This window comes from Bifidobacterium sp. ESL0690 (genome assembly GCF_029392315.1).
In the GTDB taxonomy this organism is placed as follows: Bacteria; Actinomycetota; Actinomycetes; order Actinomycetales; family Bifidobacteriaceae; genus Bifidobacterium.
The window spans coordinates 52,903-65,317 of record NZ_CP113939.1 but is presented as its reverse complement, the minus strand read 5'-3'; the positions used below and the strand labels follow the sequence as shown (position 1 = coordinate 65,317).

Here is a 12,415-nt window from a genome sequence, read left to right as displayed (position 1 = left end):
TACGGTCACTGAGGCAATCTGCCAATCGTCGCGTCACCGGCCAGCTGCACGCCTTCTCAATAATTCACAGGCCACAGCCAGTCCCAACAAAGTAACGGCGAGCCCGCCGCGACGCAAATAATCCTTGTATGAAGCCCCAGTAAGTGGTATCGAATTCGCCAACTCACCCCACTTGGCACTTAACGTCGCATCCTTGGTTACCGCGGTGTTGGCGAAGTCGAAAGAGTCTCCTTGGCTGCACATCCCGGCAATGCCGGCGGCGCAAATCCAGCCCACGAAATAGTAGCCGTCACGCGAAGGCTCTGAAGCAGGGGCGGTAATCTTGTAGCCGCTATGCACCTGTACCGACGACGGTTGTCCGGACGGCAGAGTGCCCGCGCCGGGGTCGAACGTTACCGTATGCTGCGCGACCTTGTACGGCTCGGTGATGGTGCCCGAAAAGACTCCCGTGGTGTTGGGCAATTGCGCATCGGTGGAGAACGTTTGCTGCAAGGTTTTCGCGGAATTGTCGGCGTTGAACGGCATCGGTCCGGCCCACGTCACCTGCTGGTGGTCGGCGTCGAATTGCCCCGAACTTGGCGAAGTCGGCAAGCTTGACGTTGGTTCAACAGCCGCCCCGGCGACCGAGCCGTCGGCCACCGACTTCTTCATCGTCACCGCCGTGGGCATCGACAGCCCTGGATCGGCCGTCAACGTGTCCGACAAGGTCACCGTCTGGTTGTCGGCGCAGAAACTGGAAGTTCCGAAATCGCAACTGTCTGGTGTGCCCCAATCCAATCCCGTCAAGCCGCTCAGCGACGAAATATCGCGGATATGGTTGCTACCGATATAAAGCATGGTCAAGTTCGTCAACCCCGCCAACGGCGACACGTCTGAAATCTCGTTGTGGTGCAACCACAATTGCTTGAGAGTAGTTACGTCGCGCAAAGAACCGATGTCACTAATTTTATTGCTTGATAATCCAAGCATTGTCAGATATTGGAAATTTGCCCTCTTGATGACGCTGATATCGTCAATCTTGTTGTTGTCCAGATACAGCGCATACATTCCCTGCAACGGCGACAACGAAACGATGGATGGAATCTGGTTGTTCTGAAGCTTCAACGTCTTCAATGTGGTAAGAGGCGCCAAAGGCGACACATGGACGATTGCATTGTTATTGAGATCCAGCTCTGTAAGCCTCGACAAATGCTCAGTGGGAGACACGATCAGGCCCGAGAGATCGGAAATACGGTTATTGTCCAGTTTCAGGGTCTGCAAATCCCACAATCTGGAAAGGCCACTCAAATCGGAAATGCTGTTGTCGGTAAGATACAGGATTTGCAGATGCGACATTCCGGAAAGATTGCTGACATCGGTTATCCCGTCGCCGTTCGCGAAAAGGTTCTCCATCTTATCCAGATATTTCAGCTGGTGCAGATCACGGCTGTGAGTATTAAGCGTATTCCCAGTAACGTTGCTGATATGCAGGCGCCCCAGACCCGTGAGCGTCTGCAAGCCGTCCAGCTCGGAGATGTTCAGTGGATTATCGTCCAGACCATGCCCCGGAGTCGTATCGTAGTTCAGATCGCCGAAATGCAATGCGTCACGCAGCGTCCACACGTCCGTGGTGTGGTGAGCGTCAGTCGCTTGCGCCGCGCTGACTACCGTATGCGCCAATGTCTGATCCGGAAAGCACGTGGCGACCGTATCCACACTCATGACGCACCTGTGCCCGGCTGAAGTGTCCTCATAACCCCACAGCGCCCATACCGTCTCGTTACTGTTGACTGGCGCCGTCGCGTCGAACGTGGTCATCATGCCCTCGCCGCTGGCATCCGTGCTGTCTTTGCTCACGCCCCAGCCCATGAACTTGAGGCCTTGATTATAGGGGGTCGGCGAGGTCGGAGGCACAGGCGTCTCTCCCGCGGCCACCGTATCCGTTTTCAGTATTATCGCAGAAGAAGCAACGCCGTTAGAGTCCATCTGTGTTTTGAACGTCACCGTATAGGAGTCACGCACCCATATGGCATACATCGTTTGCGGGGCTGCCGGCATTGTCATGGTAGTCATCACATGATTTTCTGCGTCCGAAAACGTATCGAACGGAGCCAACTTCGTCGCCGACCAACCCACGAACTTCATACCATCACGAATCGGATTGTCTTTCTGGCAATTGTCTGTGGCGCCAGCCGACAAGGTGACCACTTCGCCAGAAACATGCTGGGACGAGCAAGTCTGAACCCCCTGCCCGGTATCTGCCTTGGTCAGCGGCGCTTCCGTACCACCGTTCGCATCGTACGTCAGTGTATAGGACGCATTGAAACCGATGTCATTGACGATACGACCCGGCAGACCGACTGCATCGGATGAAACGCGATTCGCACTCTGCGAGGTCTGGAATCCGGAATGTCGCACGTATTTTGCAGAAGAATCGGCACTGGAGACGCCTTTGCCCTTCTGTGATGCCACAGCTGAAACCGATGACTCATCCTTCTCGGCCGCACCATTTGTGTAACTGCCTAAACTTAGCTTCCCTTGAAAACCGATAACGGCCACGCCAAGGCATAAAGCTAGCAGCATTACACCCATGGTTATCCACAACCATTTATGCATCCGCGTCCGCACGATATGCCCCTTTCCGGCGGCCTCGCACATCGCGCCCCAAACGTGTCGTGCGAACGCACACTACACTCGCGATGTCAGCAATCGCTGAGAGCACGATAAACCCAAAATCGTTCTCAGCAAAGAATCCCCCAATGGCAAATTATTGTATTATATGCCGACGCAATATTCAAACAATTTCACTGTTTCTGAGTAAAAAATATGTCGGGAATACACGGAAAATAAAACAATTATCCATTATGTTTACACTTCAAATGCTTTACTTTGAGCGTAATACAGCACGTGGCCGTTCAGGAGCGCAGTCAATGACCCACCGCTCTTCTAGACTGGAGGCATGTCTTTGGCCCTGGATATTGTCTTCGTTTTCGTCTTCCTGATCATCGGCGGCGTCTTTTCGTGCACCGAGCTCGCACTGGTGAGCCTGCGCGGCTCGCAGCTCGACGAGATGGAACAGGAGGACGCGCGCGGGCAGAAAGTCGCCAAAATTGCGCGAGACCCGAATACATTCCTTTCTACCGTGCAAATCGGCGTAACGCTTTCCGGCTTCTTCTCGGCGTCGTTCGGCGAATCCGCCATCGCACCTTGGGTTGAGCCGGTCGTGGAAAGCTGGGGGATTCCGCACCATATCGCAAGCCCCGGCACCACTATCGTCTTGACGCTTATCATTTCCTTCTGCGACATCGTCATCGCCGAAATGGTGCCGAAGCGCATCGCCATGCAGCGCACCGAGCAGATTGCGCGCGCCGCGGTGCCCGCGGTCGATATCTTCGCTCGTATCTGCCGCCCGATCATCTGGCTCATCGGCAAAAGCACCAACGGCATCGTGCGGCTTCTGGGCTTTGATCCGAGCCAGACCGAAACCGAGGTCAGCGACAAGGAACTACGCGTACTGGTCAATTCCAACACCAACCTGAGCAAGGACGAGCGCACCATTTTGGATGACGTGTTCGACGCCTCGGAAACCATTGTGGCAGAAGTGATGCGACCTCGCGCCGACGTGGTCTTCTTGGAGGGCTCGCAGCCGATTGAGGAAGCCGCCAAATACGTGCGCGAAATGCCCTATTCGCGTTATCCGGTCACTGGCAAGGATTTCGATGACGTGCTCGGCTTTGTGCACGTCCGCGATCTGCTTGACGTGCGCAACCCGAATGCCAAAACCGTGGCTGACGTGACGCGCGAAGGCATTTCGCTGCCTGGCACTTCGAAGATTTTGCCGAGTTTGGCTTTGTTGCGCAAACGCGGGATTCACTTGGCGGTGGTTATTGACGAATACGGCGGCACCGACGGCATTGTGACGTTGGAAGATATGACGGAAGAGCTGGTCGGCGATATCCGCGACGAATACGATCTGCCGGAAGACAGCAATGGCGTGACGGCAAACGGCGTTGGCGACGGCCGCAACGGCGAAACCGCATTCGTGGACGGCGTGGCCACGGTCGACGGCGGCATGACCATCGAGGACTTCGCCGACCTCACCGGCATCGAGCTGGAAGACGGCCCCTACGAAACGGTCGCCGGCTACTTCCTCGCGCACACCGGCCGCATGGGCGAGGTAGGCGAAACCCTCCACTCCGACGATGGCTACGACATGGTGGTAACGAAGGTCGACGGTCGCCGCATCGAAACCATCGAGGTTCGCAAGAGCGGTCTTGATGATGTGGATGCGGACGAAATGACCAAATAAATTAGAAATTAAACAAAGTAATCACATTATTAACTTGTAACTGCCATTTAACGGAATTAGACATTTTTGTCATTTTTAATGCCCCATCCGTCTTTTTCTGCCTCATTTTTAATAAAAGTGAGGCAGAAAACTCGAAATGAGGCAGTAAATGGGGCAGATAAATTTTCCTACCTACGGACGTAACGTTGCCAACGGAACTACACGGACACCATCGGGACGATTGTAGGCGCGATTGAACGTGCCTACGATGACGCATTTGCAACGCGGGGGTTCCTGGCCACCGGCAACCATTTTCGCTTCGACAGCATTCAACGAAGCGGCTGCAGCATCAATCTTATCTGCGCTCAACTTCACCTCAAATGCGCCCCAACCGCCATCCGGCATTTCGACTATCTCATCGCACTCCAAATCGGAATTGTCAATATAGTGCATAACGCGGGCGCCGAAACTAGACGCATACACGTCTAAATCGTGGAATACGAGTGATTCAAATAACAAGCCTAATGTCTTAAAGTCGCGTTTCAGACTTTCCGGTGTCGCACCGAGCGCGGCAACCGCCAAAGACGGATCCGTCAAATGAATCTTTGGCGTCTTACGCAATCTCACCGAAGAGCGCAAAGCCGGAGACCAGGCCGACTGCTCGTCGACAAGATACAGCCTTCGCAAAATTCCATAATAACGCTCGAGCGTCTCGTACGAAGTAGCCACACTATTCTTGTCAGAAGGCCGATAACTCTCGTCAGTATCCTGAATCAGAGTAACCTTCCGCACCGGTGAAGCTACGCTCCTCGCAATGGCTCTCAGCAGAGAGAGCATACGGTCTGGGTCAATTTTCTCTTCGCCTTCGCTATATGCATCTTCATCGGTCGGATTACAAACAGCTTCGATATATTGCCGCGGCGTCAAAATCGCCTGTTCGAGAGGATCATGAATGGTAGCCGGCCACCCACCGCGGCAAATTATTTTGAGGATATCGTCAAGTTCGAAGCCTTGCGAGGCAAGACCCGAAACTTTGTCTCCATTCATCAATCCTTGCAATGACACTGACGCTGACGAAACGCCAGATTCATACAACGTCATCGTTTTCATCTTGAGCCGAGCAATTCTGCCTGCCCCGCTGTGCAAAACCTTCTTTTTCGGCCCAGCAGAGCCGCAAAGCAAAAACTTGCCACGTGCTCGTGTATCGTCGATATCATGTCTGGCCGCGTCCCAAATACCCGGTACAACCTGCCATTCATCAAGCAAAATCGGCGGTTCGCCTATGAATAATTGCGATGGATCGATACGGGCCAGTTTGCTGATTGCATAGTCGTCAGACGGGTCGGACACTTTGACGCTCGTTTTTGCCTGTTTAAGACAGGTTGTGGTTTTGCCACACCACTTTGGCCCTTCAACCGATACTGCGCCAAAGGCTTGAAGCAACCGAGAAAGCTGATCATCAACCACTCGATTTAGATATTGAGATGCATCAAATTTCATCGTTGCCTCATTCATCATTTTCCTGGACTTTCCAACGAAATTAGCACATAACCTTTAAAAAAGCAAACAACCAACCTTCAAGTTTACAAATGAACAACCTTCAAAAAAGCAAATAGCTCATGTTTAAGTTTGCAAATGCCAAACGTTCAAAAAAGCAAACAACCGACCTTCAAGTCTGCAAATCTTAACAGGCTAGAACAAGCACGGAATATGTCGAATCGTCTCCGACAGAACGAGTGGACTCCATATTTAAGATATTGATTCTATCCGGTTTTGACATATCTCAATAGAGCGGTACTATTTACTCTCAGTAAGAGTACTAATAGTTAGAGTAGAGGTTCATCATGGCGCTACCTTCCATCGAACTCATGACGCTCGGAGCGTTGAAAGACCATCCGATGAGCGCTTATGACATCAACAAATTCCTCGCTTCGCGCGGTGTCAGCAACTGGGTCCAAGTCAGCGAGCAATCTGTCTATCGAATTGCCATCAAACTTTGCGACGACGGCTATACCTCAATCGACACAGAGGATTCTTCAGCTTCCTCGCAAAAGCGCGTCTACTCCATAACACCAAAAGGCGCACAACACTTCGACGAGCTCATGAACGAAATTGCCTCGGCGCCACCGCATATCACCTTCGACTTTGTGGCCATGGTGGCAAATCTTTATCAGACCGACGAAGCAACCGGCCGCCGTTTGCTCACGACGCTGGAAACCAACCACCGCAGTGTGGCCGAGTGGATGCGCAGTTCCGTCGCCGATCTGCCATTCAGCGAAGCGAGCGAAACCGTGCTGCTTTGCGCCGACACCTATGCCCTCATCGCTCGTTGGGCACATCATTTCCAAGAGAACTTCTATCATGACTCGGAATCTGCTGGTACCAACGAGCCTGAATATGAGAACGACAACAATACAGAAACCGCAAATTCCCAAAGCAAATCAACCGATTTCGTCATTGTTACGCCACTGCAGGCCCGAGCCCAGGCCCAGAACGATTCAACGGAAGAAGAGACCAAAATGCAGAGACAAAACGAAATAGCCGAAGAACCTGACGGCGCAACGACTTCCAACCGCGAGCCCAACAATGACACACCTGAAGCAGCAAACACCGCCCCAAACGCTTCGACGGCTTCAGAGACCTCAGCGAGTCAAACACCCAACCAAGATCGGCCCGAGACCAACGCAAACAACGACGGCTCACAAAACAGCCCAACCGTTATGGTAAAAAATCAACAGTTCACCGGCTCACGGCCAATCACGAAACTGGATTTCCATCTACATTCCATGGCGGGACGAATCACCACCCAGTCGAGCAATTCCGGCGCGTTCGAAATCAAATTCCACCATTGCAAGGCCTCAGACTTCCAAATCTCAAACACAGCCGGCACGTTGCACATCGCCAACACGGGAACCCCCTGGGACCATATGTCGCTGATGAACGTCTTCAATCCCGCCCAATGGAACGCCTATGTCGAGGTGATTATCCCGGCCTCACAACCGTTGGTGCAAACGACCGCCGCGCTCAACAGCTCAAGTCTTGTCATCGCCGGGCTGGAAAGCCGTGACTTCGACCTCAATCTGCACAGCAGCTCCGCCAAAATCAACGACATTTCAGCGGATGATGCTTCCTTGGCAACCCATGGCGGAAGTGTGAAATGGGACGGAAGCGTACGCAACAGCCTAAACGTCGATTGTCACAACAGCAGTGCTCGCATATCGGGATTGCCTCGAAATTTTGGTTACCTCGCGGAAATTCACAGCAGTACTCTCACAGTCGATGGTAAGCCAATCATCGCAAACAGGCACTCTGCCAGCCGACCAGGAACACTGATGGTTGATGTAAATTTACACTCCAGCAGTATTTCACTTGATTGATGGACGGCGCATAGCTGTCGACACGGCCTTGTGCAGAAAGGCTGAAACTGCATTTAGATAATTTTTACTTGAATCCAAAATTTTTGATGCAAACAAGTTGAGAAAATTTGTAACACATTCGACATAATTGAGATGCGGAACAAGGCGCCAAGACATCAGAACACCACGGAGCACAATCAAAACCCGTAAAAACGCAACACAAATCTGGACGTTGCTCAACATTTTGTACTACAAAATTGCAGATGGCGTGGCGAACCCTTCAATACACGCAAACTTTGGGCTCGATAACCCGCAATGACCCTGCTTTGTTACCTCAAAAACCGCGACATTTCAAGGCTTTCAACGATATTGGGCTAAAGACGAACCACTGAGACGCGCAACACAATTCATTAGAATAGGAACTAGCAATATTCGCAAAAGGAAGGAAAATTACCATGGCAAATGAATTTTTGAGCCCCGGCATTGATCAGGCAGCATCCGATAAGATCGTCTCGATCTTGCAGAACCGCTTGGCGCAGGAGGAAGAGGCTTCGCTGATCTTGAAGCACGCTCACTGGAACGTCGCGGGCCCGAGCTTCATCGGCGTGCACGAAATGATTGACCCTGAGGTCGACGCCGTGCGCAACATGGCCGACGAGACCGCAGAACGCATCGCCACCCTCGGCGGCAGCGCCCAAGGCACCCCGGAGTCCATCATCAGCAACCGCACTTGGTCCGAGTTCAAGCTCATGGGCCGTCAGAACACCCAGGATTACCTGAAGGCTCTGGTCGACTACTACAGCGACTTCATCGTCGCCGAGCGCAAGGCCTACGAGGAGCTCGACCCGATCGACGTCATCAGCTCCAACATCATGCAGGACCACGTGCAGGAACTCGAGCACTTCAACTGGTTCATGAACAGCCACCTGATCGAAGAGCAGGCCCACGCCTGAGCTTCAGGGCTGTCCCCAGTCGTTGGGTTTTCGGCAAATTTGCGACAAATTAATTCGTAAGTTTGCCGGAAACCGTACATTATCAATGCCTTGCCGTTCACTCTCATCCTGAACGGCAAGGCATTTTGCGTTGTATAGCGGCGCATAGCACCGTACAAGCGAAACCTCTATACGCAAGGGCTAGAATGAACTATTAGCTGCGCTCATCCTGATAATGAGTAGACGCCTGCATATTGATGCACGGAAGAACCGAAAAAACGCCGCATTTTGCAGTAGATAGCGCAACAAGCATTGTGCCTTCACCCAATGAATCTGGATGAAGGCACAATGCTGTATTTACGCTGTATTTACGCTGTATTTACGAAGTTTCACGCAAACTCAGTCTTCGCGATAAACCCGCTGAGCCGAGGCCTCCGCACGGGGCCGAACCACAAGCGAATCGATGTCGATATCATCGGGAAGATCAAGCGCCCATTCGATACACTCGGCGATATCATCGGCATTCAGCGGATTCGGCACGCCCTTATACACGGCATCGGCCTTGGCCTTGTCTCCATGGAAACGGTTGAGGGAGAACTCCTCGGTATGCACCATGCCCGGAGAAACGTCAATGACGCGCAGCGGTTCGCCGACCTCCTCGTAACGAAGCGTGCGGGCCAGCACACGCTCGGCGGACTTGACCCCGCAGTAACCGGCACCGTTCTCGTACGGTTCGATGCCGGCCGTCGAAGAAACGACAACGACCGTTCCGCCGCCGGTCGCCCTCTTCAGGGCCGGCAGCAGCTTCTGGGTGATACGCAACGTACCGAGCACATTGACGTCATACATCTTGCGCCAATTTTCGACATTGCAATCCTCAATCCGATCTTTGCCAATCGCACCTCCAGCACAATTGACCAGCGCCTTCACCGGCCCGCCGCGCAGAATCCTGGTGACCGCAGCCTGCGTCGAGTCCTCATTGGTCAAGTCGCAAACCACGTATTCGCAGGCGTCGCCAAGCTGGTCAGAAAGCTCGATAAGCTTGTTCTTACGCCGCGCAAGCGCCACGACCTTCCAACCGACCGAGGCCAACTGCAATGCCGTCGCGCGCCCGATGCCGCTGGATGCGCCCGTGACCACCGCCCGCTTGGACGTAATGGTGTTGCCGAGCCGAATCTCGGATTTTCCTTCATTTTCCGCCGTATTGCCGGCCAGTGTTCCCACCATCGAGAACCTCCTCGCTGCTCTTTCGAGCGCGTCATATGCCATGCCGCCGCGTCGCCGAGGTGGCCATACTTCAGTATTAACGCTACCGCAAAATGCGGCGTTTAACCCTCGGCAATACACGTAGAAACGTATAAATATTCCGAGAATTTTGCACGCTTTTTATCGCCAAACCATTTCGCGGTTCAAATCGCGACGCAGCGTCCGCCAGTTCGGCAGATATGTGTCCATAAGTCGCTGGAACTTCGCGCCGTGGCCGCTTGCCCACAGATGCGTCATTTCGTGGACCAGCACATATTCCAGGAACCGCGGATCCATCAGCCCAAGCTGCAAGTTGAGGCGAATCCGGCCGGTCGCGGGCGTGCACGAGCCCCAGCGTGAGGTCATCAGCCGCAGGGTGATATGGGTGGGTTTGCGACCGATAATTGGCTCCCAGTGTTGCAACAGAGCCGGCAATTGCGTGTCGAGATTGGACTTTGCTAAGCGTTTGCGCTCGTCCGTCCACTCGAATCCGATGCCACCGTTTTGCCCGGCAATATTGCCAGCAGAACCTGTATCGGAATCGCCTTCACGCCCCGATTGTGCACCGGAATGCTGCAAACCATCGAAGCCAACGGGGATGCGCTGCTGAGCTTCCTCTAATCTCCGGCGCTGCCGTTCAATCCAGTTCCGGCGCTCCCGTACGAAATCCGCGATTTTTTGATCGCTCATTCGTACCGGTGCACTCACTTCAACGTTGCCGGCTGGTGGCTTAATACGCAGATACATATTGCGCATAGCTTTCCGGGTCACGCTGACGTCCAGATCATCGACGCGCAGCATGGTGCGTGAAACGGTTCTGGCTTTCAAGCGGCGGCGATAAGGCATATCCGCATTGTCTCGCGTGCGATTGACCGGATTGGCTTGGCAGCAGTCTGCAGTGGAATATGCTTTATATCGTTATTGCACAATATCAGCAATCGCGAAGTACATAAATAAAACCAACCAAACCACATCGCAATTTGTACTTCTGCATGAACCACTCGCTTAATATCTTCAACAAACGTTCACGACACGCAATGCTGTCGGGTTGACTATCATCTCTCAACTGGTAAACTATCTCCTTGTACGTCTCAAGACGTGCTGATTGGGCCCGTAGCTCAGCTGGTTAGAGCGCATCCCTGATAAGGATGAGGTCGGAGGTTCAAGTCCTCCCGGGCCCACGCAAGGTTCTCAAGTTCAAATCCCAAAGATTTCCGCTTAAGAATCGTTGTGTTTCTGGGGCTATGGCGCAGCTGGTAGCGCATCTGCTTTGCAAGCAGAGGGTCGCCGGTTCGAACCCGGCTAGCTCCACTACGAAATCCGCAGAATATCAATGTTCTGTGGGTTTTTCTGTTTTTAATATCTCGGCAATTTTGACCAGCATTTCGCATATTTACGCAAGTCAAGAGATGCACAAGGGGTGCAAGGCCGAAGTACAAGCTGATATTGATCCTTGTATAACCCCGTCATCGCTCATACCACAATAGCCGCGCGGACTGGACCATAAGACTACGTATAATCCATATCCAGATAGTTACAATCGTTCTGTCTATTAACCAATCAAGAAATATGGGAGAAAGTATGCCTTCAAAGCACACTGAAAAAATCAACAACTGGATCAGGCAGCACAAAATCAAAGCCGCCCTGCTCACTTTGCTAACCGCTCTCGTTCTTACGTTCCTCCTTCTATGTCTTATCGGACAGCCAAACACCAAACCAACCGCCACAGCAAACGCCAAGACAAGTGCGGAAGCGAACACAGGCAAGACGCAAGCCAAATCCCAAAACGAAACCTCAACCTCTTCCAAGAGCGATGCAGGTCAGTCCAACACGGGTGAGTTCGTCACCAGCGGAGGCATCGACTATGGCAGCGCCGTGGTGGCCTGCGACGGGGCCGCGCAAAGCCGGCTCTTCAGTGGCAGAACATACAACAGCCACGCCATATGGGGACAACAGAAATGGCAGCAAGGTCTCGGGAAAGAACAAGGCCTGGCCGTCTACAATGCGAAAGTCGACGGCCAAAAGACCGGCGTAAGATGCCTCGTGGACGGGACGAAAGCAAACGTCAACGTCATCACTGTCAGTATGGGTGAATGGCGCTAGATCAGCTATTGATCATGGTTGAATCGTCGATTTATTAGAACCTTAGAACATGGCCTTAGCTCATTCAACGGGCTAAGGCCTATCGGTATCAATTCCCTGCGCTCACGAAGCGTGCTGGCATATAAGCTGACGACATCGCAATTTATACTTCTTAAACAACGTTCAATTATCAAATTTGAAAAATAATAAGATTTTAGGGAAAATCGCTTTACTCGACACGCACAATGAACTATTGTCCCAAGTATGGCCGAATCGTTACGAACCTGCCCGCTTGGTGTGGACGTGGAGATATGCAAGATGGATTTCGAGGCCCGAAGCCGCTTCAGGTTGAACGAGCTCGGGTTCCGTTTGCATGAGCCGATTCGCGTAATCCAAAAGGCAATGTTCGGCGGGTGCGTGGTAGCACACGGCGGCGAGCGCATCGCCATCGACGGCGCCACGGCTCGGCATATTTTTGTATCCCCTCGACCGCAACGTTTATAGTATCGAATAGTAATAACGACAAAACCTGG

At 52.7% G+C, this 12,415-nt stretch carries 9 protein-coding genes and 2 tRNA genes; 7 read left to right on the top strand and 4 right to left on the bottom strand.

The genetic code is table 11. The features are described from left to right. Positions 1-33: 33 nt before the first annotated feature. Entirely contained in the window at positions 34-2,451 is a 2,418-nt protein-coding gene (locus OZX62_RS00235) for a leucine-rich repeat domain-containing protein (protein WP_277176066.1), read from the bottom strand. 487 nt (positions 2,452-2,938) lie between these two features. On the opposite strand from OZX62_RS00235, the gene OZX62_RS00230 reads away from it, so the two are divergent. Then, positions 2,939-4,288 (top strand): hemolysin family protein, encoded by a 1,350-nt coding sequence (locus OZX62_RS00230; RefSeq protein ID WP_277176065.1) that lies wholly within the window; start codon positions 2,939-2,941, stop codon positions 4,286-4,288. Positions 4,289-4,459: 171 nt separating this feature from the next. Here OZX62_RS00230 and OZX62_RS00225 read toward each other — a convergent pair whose 3' ends face one another. Beyond that, entirely contained in the window at positions 4,460-5,767 is a 1,308-nt protein-coding gene (locus tag OZX62_RS00225; RefSeq protein WP_277176064.1) for a DUF4143 domain-containing protein, read from the bottom strand. A 344-nt stretch (positions 5,768-6,111) separates the two neighbouring features. On the opposite strand from OZX62_RS00225, the gene OZX62_RS00220 reads away from it, so the two are divergent. Together OZX62_RS00220 and OZX62_RS00215 are read left to right on the top strand one after the other, a co-directional pair. Then, a complete protein-coding gene (locus OZX62_RS00220; RefSeq protein WP_277176063.1) occupies positions 6,112-7,644 on the top strand; it encodes a PadR family transcriptional regulator in 1,533 nt (510 codons plus the stop codon). 434 nt (positions 7,645-8,078) lie between these two features. Then, complete coding sequence (locus OZX62_RS00215) at positions 8,079-8,576, top strand: DNA starvation/stationary phase protection protein (protein WP_277176062.1); 498 nt, start codon at positions 8,079-8,081, stop codon at positions 8,574-8,576. A gap of 378 nt (positions 8,577-8,954) precedes the next feature. Here OZX62_RS00215 and OZX62_RS00210 read toward each other — a convergent pair whose 3' ends face one another. Continuing rightward, on the bottom strand, positions 8,955-9,782 hold the full coding sequence (locus OZX62_RS00210; protein ID WP_277158475.1) for an SDR family oxidoreductase: 828 nt from the start codon (positions 9,780-9,782) through the stop codon (positions 8,955-8,957). 159 nt (positions 9,783-9,941) lie between these two features. Next, positions 9,942-10,646, bottom strand: a complete 705-nt coding sequence (locus OZX62_RS00205; RefSeq protein WP_277176060.1) for a SprT family zinc-dependent metalloprotease — start codon at positions 10,644-10,646, stop codon at positions 9,942-9,944. 261 nt (positions 10,647-10,907) lie between these two features. Here OZX62_RS00205 and OZX62_RS00200 point away from each other — a divergent pair. From OZX62_RS00200 to OZX62_RS00185, 4 genes are all read left to right on the top strand, one after another. Next, positions 10,908-10,981, top strand: a tRNA-Ile gene (locus tag OZX62_RS00200). Between the two features lie 57 nt (positions 10,982-11,038). After that, positions 11,039-11,111 (top strand) — tRNA-Ala (locus tag OZX62_RS00195). Positions 11,112-11,381: 270 nt separating this feature from the next. Further along, the gene (locus OZX62_RS00190) at positions 11,382-11,903 is read left to right on the top strand and encodes a hypothetical protein (RefSeq protein ID WP_277176059.1); all 522 of its coding nucleotides are present in this window, start codon (positions 11,382-11,384) and stop codon (positions 11,901-11,903) included. A gap of 243 nt (positions 11,904-12,146) precedes the next feature. Then, positions 12,147-12,386 carry a ferrous iron transport protein A gene (locus tag OZX62_RS00185; RefSeq protein ID WP_348519296.1) on the top strand — a complete coding sequence of 80 codons (240 nt, stop codon included), beginning with the start codon at positions 12,147-12,149 and terminating at the stop codon, positions 12,384-12,386. Positions 12,387-12,415 lie beyond the last annotated feature (29 nt).